Here is an 18,997-nt window from a genome sequence, read left to right as displayed (position 1 = left end):
TTACGAATGTATAACAAGCATGCCGACATGGCAACCGCACTGCACCCCGATTCCGCGACCGACCCGCTCGACGGCTGGTCGCTGCCCGCATGGACCTATGCGGACCCTGAATTTGCGGCTGTCGAGGCGGAACGGATTTTCCGTCCGTCGTGGCAGATTGTTTGCCACGTCAGCGACATCGCGGAACCGGGTAATTGGCACAGCTTGGATTACGTCGGCGAAAGCGTGATTGTGGTGCGCGGGCAGGACGGGGTGCTGCGCGCTTTTACCAATGTGTGCCGCCATCGCGGGTCGCGCCTGGTCGACGGGGCACGCGGCTGTGCAAAGAAGCTTGTCTGCCCTTATCATGCCTGGACCTATGATCTCGATGGCCGCCTGACCGGTGTGCCTGACAGCGCGACTTATCCCATGCTCGACCGCAAACGGTCTGGGCTGGTGCCGGTCGATCTGGAAATATGGCAGGGCTTCGTGTTTGTCCGGCTGACCGGCGACGGGCCGCCGGTCGCCAGCATGATGGCCCCCTATCTGGACCAGATTGCGCCCTATCGCTTTGCCGATCTCACGGCGCTGGGCCGCGTTACGCTGCGCCCGCGCGAAGTGAACTGGAAAAATGTTGGCGACAATTATTCGGACGGGTTGCACATTGCCCCGGCGCATCCCGGCCTGACCCGCCTGTTCGGCAAAAGCTATGGCGTCGAAGCCGAGCGTCACGTCGACCGCATGTGGGGCGATCTGGTCGAACGACCCTCGGCCAACTGGTCAGAGCGGCTTTATCAGCGGCTATTGCCGTCTGTGTCGCACTTACCGCCTGCGGGCCAGCGCCGCTGGCTCTATTTCAAGCTGTGGCCCAATATCGCCTTCGATATTTATCCCGACCAGGTCGATTTTATGCAGTGGCTGCCAACCGGCCCGACCAGCTGCATCATCCGCGAGATCAGTTATGTCCTGCCCGACGCGCGGCGCGAAATGCGCGCGGCCCGCTATCTCAACTGGCGCATCAACCGCCAGGTCAATGCAGAGGATACCGTGCTGATCACGCGAGTGCAGCAGGGCATGGCGTCGCGAAGCTTTACCATCGGGCCGCTCAGCGACAAGGAAGTTTGCTTAAAGCAATTCTGCCGCCGGATGCGGGAAACCATTCCCGCCGCGCGACAAGAACAGGCCCCGGCGGCGGGGTGGAGCAAGATATGACCCAGAAATATGACGCCCTCATCATCGGTGCGGGGCACAATGGCCTGGTCTGTGCCTTCTACCTTGCCCGAGCGGGCATGCGCGTGCGCATCGTCGAGCGCCGCGATGTCGTCGGCGGCGCGGCGGTGACCGAGGAGTTTCATCCCGGATTCCGCAATTCGGTAGCAAGCTATACCGTCAGTCTGCTGCAACCCAAGGTTATCGCCGACATGGAGCTAGCGAAGCATGGCTACCGCGTTATCGAACGGCCGATCAGCAATTTCCTTCCGCAGCCGGATGGTGGTTACGTCAAGCTGGGCGGTGGACTGGAGCGCACGCAGACGGAGTTTGCACGCTTCAGCCGCCACGATGCCGAGGTGCTTCCCGCTTATTACGACGCATTAGAGGGCGTTGCCGAAGTGCTGCGCGCCCTGGCGCTCAAAGTGCCTCCTAATGTGGGCGACGGTTGGCGCACGTTGATGGATGCGGCGCTGCAGGGGCGCAAGCTTGCAGGTCTTGGGGTGGAGGCGCAGCGCGACGTGCTCGACCTGTTCACCAAATCGGCGCGCGATTTCCTGAACGGCTGGTTTGAAAGCGAAGCGGTGAAGGCCGCCTTCGGCTTTGACGCAGTGGTTGGCAACTACGCTAGCCCCGACGCGCCGGGCAGCGCCTATGTGCTGCTGCACCATGTCTTTGGCGAGGTGAATGGCAAGAAGGGCGCCTGGGGCCACAGCATCGGCGGCATGGGGGCGATCACGCAGATCATGGCGCGGGTGTGCCGTGATTTGGGTGTGGAAATCAGCCTCGAAGCGCCGGTCGAGCGCGTGCTGGTGGACAATGGCAAAACGGTCGGTGTGCGGCTGGAAAGCGGCGAGGAAATTGCTGCGGCGCGGGTGATCGCCAATGTCGGACCGAAATTGCTCTATGGCCGGATGGTCGACAGCGCCGATCTGCCATCGGACTTCGCGCGACGGATCAAGGGCTATAAAGTCGGCAGCGGAACGTTCCGGATGAATGTCGCGCTGAGTGAACTTCCGCGTTTTTCCGCGCTCCCCGAACCCGGCGAGCACCATCAGTCGGGCATCATCATCGCGCCGACGCTGGATTATATGGACGCGGCCTTTGTCGATGCGAAGGCGCACGGCTGGTCGAAAGCGCCCATCGTCGAAATGCTGATCCCGTCGACAGTGGACGACAGTCTCGCGCCCGCGGGCTGCCATGTCGCCAGCCTCTTCTGCCAGCAATTCGCGCCGGTGCTGCCGGACGGGCGCGATTGGGATGCGGAGGAGGACGCGGCCGCCGACACCATCATCGACACGGTCGAAGCGCATGCGCCGGGTTTTCGCGCCAGCATCTTGGGGCGGCAAATCCTGTCACCCAAGGGGCTGGAACGCAAATTCGGGCTGGCTGGCGGCGACATTATGCACGGTCACATGAGCCTCGACCAGCTCTGGTCGGCGCGCCCGATGCTGGGCCACGGCGGCTATCGCGGTCCGATCCAGAATCTCTATATGTGCGGCGCGGGCACGCACCCCGGCGGCGGCGTAACCGGCGCGCCGGGGCACAATGCGGCCGAGGTTATACTGCGCGACGCGGCCGGGTGGTTTGCGCCGCGCTGGCTTCAATAACGCGCCGTCACCGATACGCCATAAAAGCGTGGCTCACCCGGAATGAAGGTCGGAATGCCGAACGCGCCGCCGGTGTTGCCGGCGTCGAGCAGATAGTCCTCGTTGCTAGCATTGCGGATGAAGCCGGCAAATTCAAACCGGTCATTGGCGAAGGCCACGCCCGCGCGCGCGTTGAACAATGTCACCGGTCCCTGTGAAATAAGCGGATTGTTGGGCACTTCAAAGAAGATGCGGCTGCGATGGGTAACGGTGGGCGTCACAAAGAAGCGCGCACTGGATCCGATCGGCGCGTCGATGGTGAAGCCGCCCGCCGCCTGCCATTCGGGCTGCAAACGGAACCGCGCGCCCGCGAATTGCGGAGCGAAGCTGTTGTTGTCGTCGATGCCGCCGTCGATGTAGCCGACATTGCCGAACAGGCTGAGCCAGTCGGCGGCGCGAAGATTGACCTCCAGCTCGACACCAAGGTTGCTCGCCTTGCCCGCGCTTTGGGTCAATGTCGTGCCGTTGGGCTGGATGACGCTGACCTGAAAGCCGTCATAGACCTGATAATAGACACCGAGCGCGCCCGACACGGGGCCCATGGTGCCCTTGATGCCCGCTTCATAGTTCCACACCGTTTCTTCGGGGACCAGCTGGCGATTGGGGACGGGCACCCCGCCGACGCGCGCGGCGTTCAACTGTACCACCGGCGAACGGCGACCCTTGGATACGGTGGCAAAGATATTGCTGCGTTCATCAAGCCGGAACAATATGTTGGCGCGCGGCAGCACGGCGGCATAGCTGCGCTTGGCGCGGAACGTCTGGCCGCCGGTGTCGACCTGTCCCGGGATCAGCGAGAAAGCAGTGGGGTTCAGCCGCGGGCGCGGCACGCGGGCGAAGAAGGTTGATTCACGATCCTCGATCAGGACGCGCGCCCCCGCCGTCAGTTCGAACCTGTCCGAGGCAATCCACGTGGCATCGGCGAACACCGAATAGCTGGCGTTGATCCCGCCATTTTCAAACACCGAGCTGTAGGGGACCTGCGTCAGCAAGCCACCGGTCAGCAGCGCGGTGACCTGCGCCGCCTGTACCACGCCCGCCGCATCGACGCACGGAATGCCGGGCACCACGCGCGCGGCGCATTGCAGGAATATGCCCTCTTCGCTGCTGAACGGCACGTTCTGGATGCTGTCTTCGCGGAAATAGTTCCAGCCAAAGGTCGCGCGCCAATTGGGGTCGGCATAGCTGAAACGGCTTTCGTGGCTAACCTGCTCGCCCTGCGCCAGTTCGGCAAATTCCAGATACCAGGCCGCCGAGCCGTCGGCGTCGAAGATTTCAAGGCTGTCAAACTTGCGATAGCCGTTGACGCTGGTGAAGGTCAGCCCGTCGGACACATCAGCAGTGATGGTGAAATTGACGTCGTACACATCGCGGTCGAGGCCCAATTGCACCGCGCCCAGCACGCTTTCAGACAGCGGCGATCCACCCAGATTGGCGCGGCCGAACGGGTTCGCGGGGCCGTCGCTGGTCGGCAGCGATCCCGAAATGAAAGGAGTGCCCCCGTTGCGCTGGCGGTCATAGGTGCCGATCAGGTCGAACGTCACGTCATCAAAAGGACGCCAGCGCAGCGAGGCGCGGATGCCCAGCTGGTCCTGCGCATACAGCTCTTCATCCTGTGAAGCGGCCAGATTTTCGACATAGCCGTCGCGGGTGCGCCATTCGAACGCCACCCGCGCGGCAAGGTTGTCGCCGCCCAGGTTGACGAAGCCGCCCAGCAGCGTCTGTTCGAAATTGCCATAACCGCCGGTCAGTTCGGCCGAAAATCCTTCGCGCGGGCGCGCTGAGGTCAGACTGATCGCGCCGACCGCGGATGCGGTGCCGAACAGGGTCGCCTGCGGGCCCTTGATCACCTCGACGCGTTCCAGATCGTAGATCGCTTGGTACGAACCGCGCGAGCGCGAAATGTCGATGCCATTATAGTAAAGCGTCACGCGCGGCCCCTGCTGCGCCGATCCCGAATCCGACGTGATGCCGCGAATGACGACGCCGGGGTTGTTCGCGCTCTGCTCCTGGATGTTGAGACCGGGGACATAGGCCGACAGCTCGTCAAGGTCGCTGACGCCCAGCTCGCGAATGCGCGCCCCTGACACTGCGGAAATGGTGATCGGCACATCCACCGAGCGCTGCTCAATCTTTTGCGCGGTGACGATAATCTCGGCCGAATTCTCTTCGGTTTCGGCGTCCTGCGCCTGCGCGACAGAAGCAAAGCTGCTGGCGGCGGCAAGCAGGGTCAGACGGGTTGCAGTATGGAAAGACATGGGGGGAGCCTCCTGTTGTTTGATCCGGCGGCTATGCTGCAAGTGCGAAGAAAGCGCGTCGCGGCGGTGACAAATCGGCGACAATCCAGAGAAATGTTGCCTGTCGGTTGCGATGGGCCGAGGTGGTTAAGAGCAGCGAAAGGATAAAGAGGCAGCGACAGACAAGAACGGCCTGCGCCGACAAAGCTAGTTTTCATGCCATCCACCCAGCTCTGAAAGGATGCCGCATGTCACTGCCGTTTGCCACTTCCCTCGCCCGTCGCCGCAGCATATCGCGCTCTGCCGGCTTGTTGCTTGCGCTTGTGCTTTTTGCACCTGCGCTCCCCGCTGCGGCGCAAAACAGCCAGTCGCCGGTGGACATCACCCCGACCAATAGCCGTCAGGCTCCGCTGCCGCCGCTCAATTTCACCTATGGCAACGATGTGCCGTTATCGGTGGTCAATACCGGCTCGCCCGGAGAAGAAGCGACTATCCGTGCCGATGTGCAGCCGGGTGCCGGGGTCGTTGTAATCGATACCACCAGCTATGACCTGCTGCAGTTTCATTTTCACAGCGAGGCCGAGCATGAAATCGAAGGCGCGCGGGCGGCGATGGAATTGCATCTGGTGCATCGTTCAAACGCGGGGGAACTCGCGGTCGTCGGACGGCTGATCGAGGTCGGCGACGAAAATCCGTTGCTTGATGTGCTGTTCAGCCAGTTTCCGCAGATGCCCGGCGCGACTGTCGCCATCAGTTCGTTCAACTTGGCCGGGCTGTTGCCAAGCGATCTGGCCAGCTTCCGCTACAGTGGCTCACTCACGACGCCGCCCTTTTCAGAGCCAGTTCGCTGGAATGTGCTGGCTTCCCCTCTTTACGCCTCGCAAGCTCAGATCGACCGGTTCCGTGCCCTGTTTCCCGATGGCAACAGCCGCGAAGTGCAGCCGCTCAACGGCCGTATCGTGTTGACCGACGTTGCTGGTTTCGCCGCCGTCCCAGAACCGGCGACCTGGGCAATGTTGATTCTTGGGTTTGGCCTGATCGGCTCCCAACTGCGGCGCGGACACCGCCGCCCGGTTCGGGCGCTGCAACCCGTTTGACTTGCGGCATGGCACTCGCCCCGGCGGCAATTTGCCGCTAGGGCAGTGCAATGCTCTCGGTCCTCGACCTGTTTCGCGTCGGCATCGGGCCGTCGAGCTCGCACACGGTGGGCCCGATGCGCATCGCAGCGCGCTTTCGGGCGCATCTGGACAAGCATGGGCTGACGGCGCGAGCCGCGCGGCTTCGAATCGAATTGCAAGGTTCGTTGGCGCTGACCGGCGAAGGGCATGGCACGCCGCGGGCAACATTGTTGGGCCTGCTCGGCCATTTGCCGGAAGGCGTTGATTTGACGCAGGCCGAGGCCGATCTGGCGGCGCTGCGTACAACCCACCGTCTCGCCCTCGCGAACGGCCATTGCATCAGCTTCGATCCTGCAAACGACCTGATCCTCGCTTTTGACGCCATGCCCACGCTGCACCCCAATGGCATGCGCTTTCAGGCGTTTGATGCAGACGGGGCGGTGATCGCGGACCGCGACTATTATTCAACCGGCGGCGGGTTTATTGCATCGCGCCGGCAGCTGGAGCGGCCGGCAGCGGACGACAGGATCGCGACCGGGTTCGCCGCGCCTTACCCTTTTGCCAGCGGTGACGAACTTCTCGCGCTAACCGCTGCGCACGGCCTCAGCATCGCCGACCTGATGCTCGCCAACGAAGATGCGCTGCGCCCGCGCGCCGAGACCGAAGCGCGCCTCGACGCCATTGCCGCCGTGATGCTCGACTGTATTGCGCGCGGCCTTGCCACCGAAGGCACCCTTCCCGGCAAACTCGGAGTCCAGCGCCGCGCCGCCGCGCTGTGGCGCAAACTCGACGGTGCGCCGCTGTCGAACGAACGCGAGAGTTTGTTCGACTGGCTCAACGCTTATGCGATGGCGGTGAACGAGGAAAACGCCGCCGGGGGTCGTGTGGTCACCGCGCCGACCAATGGCGCGGCGGGGATTATCCCGGCGATCATCCGCTATTACTGCGTCGATGCCGAACGGCCAGCGCGCGACATTCGCACCTTCCTGCTGACCGCCGGGGGCATCGGCCTGCTTTACAAACAGCGTGCGTCAATTTCGGGGGCCGAAATGGGCTGTCAGGGAGAGGTCGGCGTTGCCTGTTCGATGGCGGCGGCGGGGCTGGCCGCGATCTGGGGTGCAACGCCCGAACAGGTCACCATCGCTGCCGAGATCGGCATGGAGCATAATCTGGGCCTCACCTGCGATCCCGTGGGTGGGCTGGTGCAGGTCCCTTGCATCGAGCGCAACGCCATCGGCGCGGTCAAGGCGGCCAACGCCGCGCGGCTGGCGCTGCATAGCGTCGGGCCGATGCGCGTTTCACTCGATCAGGTGATCGAAACGATGCGCCAGACCGGGCTCGATATGTCCAGCAAGTACAAGGAAACCGCGCAGGGCGGTCTCGCCGTCAATGTTGTGGAATGCTGACGCTGCGCCGCGCCCACCAGTAAAACGGCAGCGCCGCCGCCATCAGCACGAAATTGAGCAGCGCGCCGCTGCCCGACCCATAAAGCGCCCACAAGCCAAAAGCGAGGCCCACGAGCGCAAGGCCTCTTGCCACGCCCAGCCAGAGTGCGGCCAGGCAGCACCCAAGATAGAATATCAGCGACGCCGCTGAAGTAAGGTTGAGCATGAAGGTCAGCAGGCCACCGTCGGCGCTGACGCTCGACAGCAGCAGTACCGACGCGCACAGGCTGGCGAGCAGCACCACGCGCACCGGCACGTCGCGGGCGTTGGTGACCCCCAGCGAGGGCGGCAGCAATCCGGCGCGGGCCATGCTCAATGGATGTTCGCCCTGCATTAACACCCAGCAGTTGAGGCAGCCGACCACCGCAATCACGGCAAAGGCAGCCAGCCACTGCGCCGCCGCTGCACCCCAGAAGCGCTCGACGAATAGCGCGATGGGCGCGGGCGACGCGGCAACCTCCGCCGCTGGCAGCGCGAGCAGGATCGCGGCGCAAACCGCGACATAAAGCAGCCCGGTCAGCCCCACGCCGATCAGCGTCGCGCGCGCAACATTGCGCGCCGGATCGCGCACCCGTTCTGCCGCCACCCCGGCAGTTTCGAAACCAACCATCGCATAGAAGGCAATAGCCATCACGACCGTAAATTCGGAGCCGTTGAAAGGTTTCAACGTCGCCGCCACTGCGCTGCTCTGGCCCGTGCCCAGCAGCTGCGCGCCAATCAGGATGACGGCCAGCAGCGGCAAAATGCGCAGCGTCGTGGTCACCAGCTGGAACCGCCCAACCGCCTGCGGACCGCGCAGGTTGATCAGCGTCATCGCCCAAATCAGCACCACCGACCAGATGGCGAGCGACTGGTCGCTGGCGGCGAGGCGCGGCTCGAACACCGCCATGTAGCGGATGGCGGTTTGTGCGAGCACGGCGTTTGCCGACCAGACGCTGATCCAATAGCTCCAGTTGATCAGCATTGCGGGCAGGGGCCCTAGCGCCTCGCCAATGACCGCTCCCGCCCCGGTTGCGTCAGGTCGGGCAGCAATCATCCGTGCGATGACTGCTGCCATCACCAGCACGCCAGGAATGACCACGGCCCAGGCCGCTAACCCCGTCCAGCCAAACGGGGCGAGCTGGCCGGGCATCACGAAAATGCCCGACCCGATCATCCCGCCCATCACCAGCGCGGCGGCAGTCCAGACCCCAAACGGGCGCTCTTCGGCGTTTGTCACAATGTTTCAGCTGCGCTGAAACGTGCGGCATCGGCCCGCGCCCCCACCCGGCTGCCCACAAGGTAACCTCGATTGGGCGGCCGGATGGGAGCGCGGGCCGGTGCCGTTTCCACGTCCGTGGACCCTTAAAAGTCTTTGGTGACCTTCAGCCCCACAAGCCGCGGGCGGATGACCGTGTCATAAAACACCCCGCCGGTGCTGCTGACATTGCCGGGATCGCCGCAGGTCGTCTCGACGCACTGCACGCCGGAATTGATCACGCCATTTTCGTTGAACAAATTGGTCGCGAACAGCTCAAGGCTCCATCCTTCGCCGGCAATCCCTGCTGAAACATCGGCGGTGGTATAGGCATCGAAAAAGCCCTTGATGGCATTTTCGGCGGTGCGCAAATCGCTGCGGCGGCTGCCAATATGGTTCACCGCTAACTGGATGTGTCCGTCAAGGTTGCCGATGGGCGCTTCATAACGGGCCACGGCGTTGCCCTTGAACTTGGCCGTCACCGGCAGACGCGTGCCAGCGGGCGCCAGCAAGCTGTTGGTTTGCCCGACCGGTGCAATGCTGCAGTCGAACTGCGGGTTAGCAATGCGGCAGAAATCGCGGCGGATTTCGGCATCATTATAGCTGGCCCCGGCGTTCAGGCTGAACCCGCCGGAACGGAAGCCGATATCGGCTTCGATGCCCCGGATGCGCGCAATTCCTGCATTGCGTACCTCGCTGAGACCATTGGCACCCAGGAAGGACAGCTGGATGCCCTTCCAATCCAGTTGATAAACCGACCCGTTGAACCGGAAGGGACCGAAATTGGTCTTCCACCCCAATTCGTAATTGTCGAGCGTATCGGGACCATAGGGCGGCAGCGATCCGCGCCGGTTGACCCCGCCGGGACGGAAACCACGCGACCAAGTGGCATAGAGCAGCACATCGTCGGTTACGCGGTAGCTGGCGTTCAGTTTCCAGATGGCATCGGTGTCCGACGTCGTTTTGTCGACGTTGGTGCAGGGGCTGCCCGCCACCTGGGTCGGGCCAAAGCACGCCGCCTCACCAGTGCGGCTTGAGAAACCGGCGCTATAGCCGAAAAAGCCAACCAGCGAATTCTTGTAGCGGTACAAGCGTCCGCCCGCGGTTACCGTGAACCGGTCGGTCAAGTCATAGGCAATTTCGCCGAACAGCGCATAGTCACGGTCAACGCGCAGCTGCTTGGTCAACCAGATATTGCTGTCGGTACCGGTTACCGTGATCGCATCGCTGATATTATCGATGATGTAATTCTGCTCGATGTTGTGCGACTGGCGCTGATAGAAAACACCGCCAATGAAGCGCAGCGGCGCATCGGCAGGTGACGCCAGCCGGATTTCGGCAAAGCTTTTGCGATAGCGGTCGGTCCCCTGAATATATTGGTTGGGGTTGACGGGGTCGCCATTATTGTCGGTGAAATAAGCCCCGTATCCGAACAGAGCGTCGTAGAAATAGGCATAGTCCGAATAGTCGCTCTCGGTTTCGGTCTTGCGGCGCAAATGGCCGCCGGTGGCCGTCAGATCCCAGCTGCCGATTTTGCCTTCGATCGTCAGCGCCGCCTGAACCCACTCATCGTTGCTCGATTCAGGGTTATATTGGACCGTCTGCAGCTTGCCCGACACGGCGGTCGACCGTTCCTGGGCAAAGCTGCCCGACACTTCCTGTACCTGACCGATAATGACCGGACGGATCGTCCAGTCGTCATCCAGTTCGATTCCCAGCGCGATGCGGCCGCCAAAGGTATCGACGTCGTTATAATTGCGCTCGACCAGATTGGCGTTGGTCTGGGTAATACCGGAGGTGGGATAGGTGCGGCTGCCAAAGACATTGTCGATATAGCCGGCATCACGGCGGTAATAGGCGACGATGCGCGCAGCGGCGCGTTCCGAAATCGGCGCGTTCAGAAAGCCTTCGACCAACCCGCCCAAGCCCCCCGACACGGCGTTGAGTTCGGCCCCGACCTCGCCATAGGTGCCGCTGGTGTCGGGTTTGTTGGTGACCAGCTTGATCGTCCCCGCCATCGAGCTTGCGCCATAGAGCGTGCCCTGCGGCCCGGCGAGCGCCTCGACGCGGGCAAGGTCATAGGCGTGCAGATCGAGCGCGCCCTGGATCGTCGTGATCGGCATTTCATCAAGGTAGGTGCCGACGGTAGGCAAGGACGTGGAGTGGTTCGCATTCTCGCCCGACGCGACGCCGCGGAAATAGACCTGTGCAAAGCCGGGTGCAGCCGTCTGGATTGTTACCGATGGCAGGAATTTAATAACGTCGGCAAATTCCTTGACCTGCAATTCATCCAGCCGCTCAGTGCCAAAGGCGGTGATGGCGAGCGGAACATCCTGCAGATTTTGTTCGCGCTTGGTTGCGGTGACGACGATATCGGCATCATCGCTAGAGTCGGCCTCCTGCGCCACCGCGCCAGTGGAGCAAAGGATCGTGGTCGACAGCAAAACCGCGCTGCTGCGGGTGACGGCGGAAACAAAGGAACGCATGCAAACCCCCCAAAGGTTGAACGCCTACTCAATCCTTTGGGCCGATATTGCGCAAGTCCCGTTCGTCCAAATGCCCGTTCGCGATACAATAATTCGCCTGATTGTGACCAATTAGTCACAAAACGCTGGCGGCGGGGCGGGGTAGTGGTCCAGCACCGGTCCCAGCGCGGTGGTAAGATCGCCCAGCCACGGGGCATAGGGCTTCCACTGATCAACCCCGTCACGATTAATCGGGCGGCGCACTTGCTCGCTCGACGCCGTCCGCACTGCACGGGCATTTTGGTGGAACGCCATACAGCCCGCCTCGAACGGCAGGTCCAGAAAGGCCAGCAGCGCGCGCACTTCCGCTTCGGGATCATCGAGTAGCGCTTCGTGGATCACACGGTGGACGCGGGCCGGTTGCACGGCGTCGATATGCGCCATCAGCCGCACATAATCGGCATAATAGCGCCCCATGTCGGCAAGGCCGTAGCTGAACGCCTGTCCTTTGGCAAAATGCTGGCGATAGTTGGACCAGCAGCAATCCATGGGATGCCGCCGCGCGTCGATTATGCGCGCACCCGGCAGGATCAGGCGGATGAAAGCGGTATAGAGCCAGTTGTTGGGCAGTTTGTCGATATAGTGGGGCTTGGTGGTTTTGCGCTGTACTGCGGTGCGCGCCAAATATTCGCCGCCGAGCGCGGTCAGTTCGGCGCCGGTCAACTCGCCCAGCGCTTCTATCCATTGCCGTCCATGCGCGCGTCGTGCGCGCCCCAGGTCAAGCGCCATCGCTGGAATGTCGGGCAGCTCTTGTGTGCCTTCAATCGCCGAATGGCTGGCCAGAATCTGTTCCACCAACGTTGATCCCGCGCGCGGCATGCCCAGGATGAAGATGGGGTCAGCGGCAGAATCGCCTGCACCTGCACGCGCCGCGAAATAATCGGCATCGAAGGTGGCGATCATCCGGTCGACCAGCGCACTGGTTTCGCCCGCATCATAGCCCAGTTGGTCGCGGCGGATGGCGTTGCCCGCGGCATAATGATCGAAGGCGGCCCTCGCGTCGCCGACATCATCAAACGCCTTGCCCAAGGCAAAGTTGAGGTGCAGGCGGTCATCCTGCCGCGCCTGGTCCGCCTCATCAATGGCTGCCAGCGCCGCCAGCATGGCGAGGCGATCCCTTTCATCGAAGCGGATGGTTTTGAGGTTGGCGAGGCTCCACCACACCTCGCCCAGCCCCGGATCGACAGCGATGGCAGCGCGATAGGCGGCGATGCTGTCGTCCTGCCGCCCCACGGTTTTCAGCATATGGCCATAGCTCATGGCGAGCTTGGCATGGTCGGGGAAGCGCTGCGTCAGTTCGGCATAAAGGGCTATTGCCTCGTCATAGCCGCCGATCCGTCCTAGCGCGGCCGCCTTCAGATTGCGCAGCGCTGGATTGTCAGGGTCGAAGGCCAACGCGCCCGACAGCACCTCGACCGCCTCGGCAAAGCGGCTTTGTTTATAGAGGACAGTGGCGAGGTTAGCGCGCGCCGCGCCAAAGGCGGGGGCCAGTTCCAGGGCACGGCGGAGCAATTTCTCGGCATCGGTGTAGCGTCCGATCCGCCCCGCCACCTCGGCAAGCATGCGGATCGCGGCGACGTCGCTGGCGTCGCGGCGCAGGCGGGTGCGCAAGGCGACCTCGGCGTCGGGCAGCCGGTCCTGTGCCAGCGCGAGCCCTGCCGCGATCATTTCGGGGTCGTGAATTGCGGCCGACACCGCAGCAAGTGAGGCAGCCTGCGCTTCGGCTTCGCGCCCAAGCCGCCGCAGCGCGTGTGCCGCGAGCCGGTGCGCCTCGGCAACCTCCGCATGCCGGGCGACAATAGCGGTGGCCAGCTCCAGCGCGCGCGCCGGATCGGAGGCCAGCGCGGCATGTGCCGCCGCCAATTGCCCGTCAGTTTCGGTCGTTGCCATCCAGCAGGATCAGCCCGCCGTGCGCGCTTCGGCCACGGCCTGCTTCAGCGCGTCATAGCCGACCGCGCCAGCAATCAGTCGCGACCCGATGATCATCGACGGGGTGGCGTTGATGTTGAGTTGCTGCGCCAGCGCCAGATTGTTATCGATTTCGCGCTCGAACAGGCGCGTATCGGCATTGGCATCGCTGCGCCCGTCGAGGATTACCCCGGCGCGGGTGCTGGCCGCGGCGATGGCGCCGCGGTCAAGGCTGCCTGCAGCAAACATTGCATGGTGGAAGGCGTCATATTTGCCCTGCCGCGCCGCGGCGAGTGCGGCGATGGCGGCGTCCTTACTCTGCGGAGCGATGATGGGCAGCTCGCGGAACACCACCTTCACGCCCTTGTCCTCGCGCACCAGCCGGTCGATATCGGGCAGCGCCGCGCGGCAGAACACGCAGCCATAGTCGGTAAAGATGGTCAGCGTGACATCGCCCCTGGCATTGCCGATCCACGCCCCCGAAAAGGGCTTTTCCAGCACCGGGCGCACCGCATCAATCGCCGCAGCCATCTGGTTCGCCTGATATTTTTCCAGCGCCTGGGGCACAATTTCGGGGTTGGCCAAAATGGTCTCGCGCACCAGTGCGCGTGTCTCGGCTGCGGTCATCGCGCCGCCGCCCCAGCGGCCTCCGGCCCAAAAGGTAAGCGCCAAAACAGCCAGCGCGGCTGCTGTTAGCGGCACCCAGCGCGGTACAGCAGGCGGTTCATCCGACGATGTGGCCCGCGGCAGGTCGCGGCGCGCCGGCCTTTCATCGGCAGTTAAATCGTCGGGCGGTGCTGCCTCGGCTGATGGCGCGACCGGCTCTGGCGCAGGCGCCGCCTGGAACAAGGGCAGATTGTTGGCGTCCGTCTTGACCGGTTCGTCGGCGAGCAGCCGTTCCAGCCCCGATATGGGCGGTTCGGCGGGTTCGGCAGCAGGCGGGCGCAACTTGCCAAGCTGGCGCGCCCCCGCTTGCTTGCCGCTGGCAACCACGCTGCCCAGCCCTTGCTGCGCGGCGGTCCCGGCTTTGCCGAGCTGCGCGGCGGCGGCAGTGCCTGCCTTGCCCGTGGCGGCGGCCGTTGCGCGACCCGCCGCGCGCAGCAGCACGCCTACTTGCCGCGCCGCCGCCGCGCTCTTGCGCGGGATTTCCAGGGCAGCGATGCGAGCGGGGATGTCAGCGCGTTCGCCAACCCTTATCGTCCAGTCGGCAAAGGCGTATGCTGCGCGGACGGTTGCGGCCCAACCTCGCGCCGCGAAGCTCTTGGCGGCGGCAACCGCGGGCCCCGCCTGCTCGGATAGCGAGGGCGGCGGCGACTTGGGCGGGGCAGCATAGGCCGACACATCAACGCCAAGCGGCAGCGCCTCGTCACGCATCAGTCCACCGTCGCCCGGCGGTGACGCTGGCTCGTGGCGGCGCTTCACCGGGACAGGCGGCGGCGGGTTCTGGCGTAGCCAGGGCTGGTAAAATTCGTCGTTGCGCTCGTTCACATTGGACCTTCGCTAAACCGGGACGAGCGCTCTAGCGCCTCTTGCGCTGCTGTTCCACCTCGGCGCGCGCAACCAGCGCAATATCCTGTGCACGAATCCAGTCGGGCGACCCGTTGGGTAGTGCGGCCATTGCCATTTCGGCATGTTGCAATGCGAGCGCCGCCGCGCGCCCCTGCAATTGATAGCGTTCGGCGGTGGCGAGTGCAGCACGCCCTTGGTCACCGCGCTGGGCATAAACCACGCCCAGTTGATACCAGGCAAAGGGATTTTCATTGTCGAGCGTCACCGCCGTGCGCAGCACCTGCTCGGCCTCGGCTGCGAGGCTCGGGTCTTCTGTGGCGATTAGCGCATGGCCCAACAGCGCGGCGATCAGCGGCTGTGACCGGCTGCCCGCCACCGCCTTGCGCAGCGGCGGAACGGCATCGCGCGGGCGCCCCGATTCGAGCAGAATCTGGCCCTGCAATTCCAGAAAATAAGGGTCATCGGGGTCTTTGGCTAGCAGCGCCTCAGTCTCGGCCAGCGCACGGTCGGGATAGGCGCTCTTGTGCCAGGCGTAGGCGCGGGCGTAGCGTGCGGGAATGCTGGTGTCGCTTGCCGGATAGAGGCGCAGCGTGCGCGTGGGTTCGGCAATGAAGCCGACGAGCTTGGCTTTGACGCGAACGAACCGCGCTTCGAGCGCGGGGTCGCTGGGCTTGTCCCACGCCGGATCGACAACATAGGTTTCGCGCAGCGCCGCGATGCGGTCCCCGCTCAGCGGGTGGGTGCGGCTATAGGCCTGATCATCATCCTGCTTGACCGCATAGCGGAACTCCAGATTCTGTAGCCGTTTGAAGAAATCCAGACTGCCGCGCCCGGTGATCCCGGCCTTTGACAGATATTGCGCGCCGGCTGCATCGGCGGTCGATTCCTGCACGCGGCTGAAGGCGAGATATTTGCCCAACGCGGCTTGTTGCCCGGCCATCAAAATGCCTATCCCGGCATCGCCTGCCCCTGCAGCGACAGCGGCTGCGCCCAAAATCAGGCTTAGCAGCGAAATGCCAGTGGCGTTCTTGATGCCTTCCGACGAGCGGATCACATGGCCGCCCTGAATATGGCCCAGCTCGTGCGCGAGCACGCCCTGGACCTCGTTGGCGGTCCCCGCCGCCTCGATGAGGCCGCTGTGGACATAGATATCCTGCGATCCCGCGACAAAGGCATTGATGCTGCGATCGCCGATCAGATGGACGCGGATCTGCCCAGCCTTTAGCCCCGCTGCCTGTTCGAGCGGGGCCATCATCTCGCGGAACAGCGCCTCGGTCTCGGCATCGCGCAGGATCGACTGCGCGGCGGCGGGACGGACAGCGAGTGCAAAGAGGGCGAGCAGCAAAATGGCTGCGCGTAGCATTTTGCCCGGCCAAATGGCCGGACGAACGTGGGGGAGACGCGCCATGACAAAGTCATGGCGCGCACTGCCTGAATGCGGGGTGAAGCGGCGGTTCGCAAGCTGCCGGACCGCCGCCATGGTCAGGCCCCGAAGGTCCGCTGCCACCAGCCGCGACGGCCATTGCCGCCTTCGCCTGCCGCCTCGCCATTTTCGACGGTGTCGGCGGCGACCGGGGATTTTGACCCGTTGCCGCTGGCCTCGTCGGCTTCCTGGGTCACCTTTTTGCGGCTGCGCGGCGCGCGCTTGGCTTTGGCAGGAGTTTCGGGCTCAGCTTCAGCGGCGGGAACGGCAACTTCCGCCGGGGCATCGTCGGCCACCTTCTTGCGGCTGCGGCTGGCGCGCTTGGGTTTTTCGGGCGCAGCCTCGTCGGCGGGCTCGACATTGGGCGCAGGTGCCCGTTCGATCGCCTCAGATTCAACAGCCGTTGCTTCGCCGTCGCTGTCACCGTCGCCGTCGCGTGCCTTGCGTCCCCGACCGCCGCGCCGCCGCTTGGGCTTTGCCACTGCGTCGGCGTCATCGGCCTCGACGGCGGCAACTTCGGCTTCGTTCTCGTCGCTTGCTTCGGCTTCACCCGTTTCGGCATTGCCGCCATTTTCGCTGCCTGCCTCGTCATCGCGGCGGCCCCGGCGGCCCCGGCGACGACGCTTGCGGCGGCGTTTGCCCTCGCCCTCTTCGTCGCCGCGCTCGCCATCACGCGGCTGGCTGCGGCGCGGGGTTTCGGCGTCGTCGGCTTCGTCGTCCTCGCCCTCGTCCTCGTCATCATAGGGCAGGTCGTCGTCCTCGTCGGCAGCAATCACCACAGGCGCGAATTGCGGTCGCTGCGTGGGCGGCGGGCCGCTGACCTCGACTGCCATTTTCGCACCTTCGGCCTCGCTGTTCGGCAGAATTTCGATGGTGACGCCGTAGAGTTCCTCGATTTCGCGTAGCTCGCGGCGCTTTTCGTTGAGCAGATAGAAGGTCGCCTCTTGGCTAGCCCGCAGCGTGATGCGGCTGCCCTTGCCGCGTGCGGCCTCTTCTTCGATCATGCGCAGCGCGCCGAGGCCCGCCGATGATGCGGTGCGCACCAAACCGGTGCCGTCGCAGTGGGGGCAAGGCCGGGTCGATGCTTCGAGCACCCCGGTGCGCAGCCGCTGGCGGCTCATTTCCATCAGGCCAAAGCCCGAAATGCGGCCGATCTGGATACGCGCGCGATCGTTTTTCAGCGCTTCCTTCATTGCGCGCTCGACCTTGCGGATATTGCTGCTGTGATCCATGTCGATGAAATCGATCACGACCAGACCTGCCATGTCGCGCAGGCGCAGCTGGCGGGCGATTTCGTTCGCGGCTTCCAAATTGGTGTTGAGCGCGGTTTGCTCGATATTGTGCTCGCGCGTTGAGCGGCCCGAGTTGATGTCGATCGACACCAGCGCCTCGGTCGGATTGATGACGAGGTAGCCACCCGATTTCAGCTGGACCACGGGGTTGTACATCCCCGCCAGCTGATCCTCTACGCCGTAGCGCTGATACAGCGACACCGGGTCAGCATATTGCTTCACCTTGCGCGCATGGCTCGGCATCAACAGCTTCATAAATTCCTTGGCCGCGCGGAAGCCTTCTTCACCTTCGACCAGCACCTCTTCGATATCGCGGTGATAAATGTCGCGGATCGCGCGCTTGATGAGGTCGCTATCTGAATGAATGAGAGCGGGCGCGGCACTTTGCAGCGTCTTGTCGCGGATCTCGTCCCACAGGCGGGCAAGGTAATCAAAGTCGCGCTTAATCTCGACCTTGGTGCGGCTCATCCCAGCGGTGCGGACTATGCAGCCCATAGTCGGCGGCAAGTCGAGCTCGTCGATCATTGCCTTCAATTTGCGGCGGTCGGCCCCGTTTGAGATTTTGCGGCTGATGCCGCCGCCGTGCATTGTGTTGGGCATGAGCACGCAATAGCGGCCAGCGAGACTGAGATAGGTGGTCAGCGCCGCGCCCTTGCTGCCACGCTCTTCCTTGACGACCTGTACCAACATCACCTGACGGCGGCGAATGACGTCCTGAATTTTATATTTGCGGCGCAGCGACATTTTGCTGGTGTCGCGCTCGTCCTCGCGGCGGTTGCCGCGTCCGCGCCCTTTGCCGCGGCGACCATCGCGGCGCGGGCCACGTTGTTCTTCGCGGGCTTCGGATTCTTCACCTTCTTCTTCACCTTCGCCGTCATCGCCCGTTTCATCGGCCGCGTCGTCAGCGAATTCGGCTGCATCGTCGCCGTGGTCGTCAAAGCCGTCCTCGTCATGGACGTCGCGGCGCTCATTGTCGCCGTCGGCAGCCATGTCCTCGACTTCGCCTTCCAGCGCGTCGAGATCATCCTCGGCGCGCATTGCGGCTTCGGCAGCATGTTCGGCCTCTTCGCGCAGCAGCGCGGCGCGATCCTCTTTCGGGATCTGGTAATAATCGGGGTGGATTTCGCTGAAGGCCAGGAACCCGTGGCGATTCCCACCATATTCAACGAACGCCGCTTGTAGCGACGGTTCGACGCGGGTGACTTTGGCGAGGTAGATATTCCCCTTGAGCTGCTTGTGCTCGGCAGATTCGAAATCAAATTCCTCGATGCGGTTTCCCTTGGTCACGGCAACGCGGGTTTCCTCGCGGTGCCGCGCATCGATCAACATGCGCGTGGTCATTGGTATAACTCCGGCGCGCGCAAACATAGCCGCGCGTCGCCCCTAATAGATTGAATGATAATGTGTTATTGCCGCAATCGGGCTGCATCCGGCCGCTCGCAAGCGAGCTGTTCGTCCGGGCGCGC

At 63.7% G+C, this 18,997-nt stretch carries 11 protein-coding genes; 4 read left to right on the top strand and 7 right to left on the bottom strand.

Annotation, left to right across the window (positions count from 1 at the left end; translation table 11 throughout):
• Positions 1-27 precede the first annotated feature (27 nt).
• Together AC2TC0_RS01435 and AC2TC0_RS01430 are read left to right on the top strand one after the other, a co-directional pair.
• Positions 28-1,191 (top strand): aromatic ring-hydroxylating oxygenase subunit alpha, encoded by a 1,164-nt coding sequence (locus tag AC2TC0_RS01435; protein WP_484716453.1) that lies wholly within the window; start codon positions 28-30, stop codon positions 1,189-1,191.
• Positions 1,188-2,798 (top strand): phytoene desaturase family protein, encoded by a 1,611-nt coding sequence (locus tag AC2TC0_RS01430; RefSeq protein WP_484715707.1) that lies wholly within the window; start codon positions 1,188-1,190, stop codon positions 2,796-2,798. The genes AC2TC0_RS01435 and AC2TC0_RS01430 overlap by 4 nt, the downstream gene beginning before the upstream one ends.
• On the opposite strand, the gene AC2TC0_RS01425 is transcribed toward AC2TC0_RS01430, so the two are convergent.
• Complete coding sequence (locus AC2TC0_RS01425; RefSeq protein ID WP_484715706.1) at positions 2,792-5,095, bottom strand: TonB-dependent receptor; 2,304 nt, start codon at positions 5,093-5,095, stop codon at positions 2,792-2,794. The genes AC2TC0_RS01430 and AC2TC0_RS01425 overlap by 7 nt on opposite strands.
• Positions 5,096-5,322: 227 nt before the next feature.
• Between AC2TC0_RS01425 and AC2TC0_RS01420 the strand changes: the two genes are divergently transcribed.
• Positions 5,323-6,171, top strand: a complete 849-nt coding sequence (locus tag AC2TC0_RS01420; RefSeq protein ID WP_484715705.1) for a carbonic anhydrase family protein — start codon at positions 5,323-5,325, stop codon at positions 6,169-6,171.
• 50 nt (positions 6,172-6,221) lie between these two features.
• A complete protein-coding gene (locus tag AC2TC0_RS01415; RefSeq protein WP_484715704.1) occupies positions 6,222-7,598 on the top strand; it encodes an L-serine ammonia-lyase in 1,377 nt (458 codons plus the stop codon).
• Here the strand turns inward: AC2TC0_RS01415 and AC2TC0_RS01410 are convergent.
• The 6 genes from AC2TC0_RS01410 to AC2TC0_RS01385 all read right to left on the bottom strand — a co-directional run bounded on the left by AC2TC0_RS01410 (position 7,579) and on the right by AC2TC0_RS01385 (position 18,872).
• Complete coding sequence (locus tag AC2TC0_RS01410) at positions 7,579-8,856, bottom strand: APC family permease (RefSeq protein ID WP_484715703.1); 1,278 nt, start codon at positions 8,854-8,856, stop codon at positions 7,579-7,581. The two genes, AC2TC0_RS01415 and AC2TC0_RS01410, sit on opposite strands and share 20 nt — an antisense overlap.
• Positions 8,857-8,981: 125 nt before the next feature.
• Positions 8,982-11,360 (bottom strand): TonB-dependent receptor, encoded by a 2,379-nt coding sequence (locus AC2TC0_RS01405; RefSeq protein ID WP_484715702.1) that lies wholly within the window; start codon positions 11,358-11,360, stop codon positions 8,982-8,984.
• 111 nt (positions 11,361-11,471) lie between these two features.
• Positions 11,472-13,289 carry a sulfotransferase family protein gene (locus tag AC2TC0_RS01400; RefSeq protein WP_484715701.1) on the bottom strand — a complete coding sequence of 606 codons (1,818 nt, stop codon included), beginning with the start codon at positions 13,287-13,289 and terminating at the stop codon, positions 11,472-11,474.
• A gap of 9 nt (positions 13,290-13,298) precedes the next feature.
• Positions 13,299-14,795, bottom strand: coding sequence for a DsbA family protein (locus AC2TC0_RS01395; RefSeq protein WP_484715700.1), 1,497 nt, complete (start codon positions 14,793-14,795; stop codon positions 13,299-13,301).
• 31 nt (positions 14,796-14,826) lie between these two features.
• Positions 14,827-16,224, bottom strand: a complete 1,398-nt coding sequence (locus AC2TC0_RS01390; protein ID WP_484715699.1) for a M48 family metalloprotease — start codon at positions 16,222-16,224, stop codon at positions 14,827-14,829.
• A 74-nt stretch (positions 16,225-16,298) separates the two neighbouring features.
• A complete protein-coding gene (locus AC2TC0_RS01385; RefSeq protein ID WP_484715698.1) occupies positions 16,299-18,872 on the bottom strand; it encodes an Rne/Rng family ribonuclease in 2,574 nt (857 codons plus the stop codon).
• Between the last annotated feature and the right edge of the window lie 125 nt (positions 18,873-18,997).

It is taken from the genome of Sphingopyxis sp. sgz302558, assembly GCF_057220455.1.
Note: the sequence above shows the minus strand (reverse complement) of the source record. Positions and strands in the feature narration are given on the sequence as shown.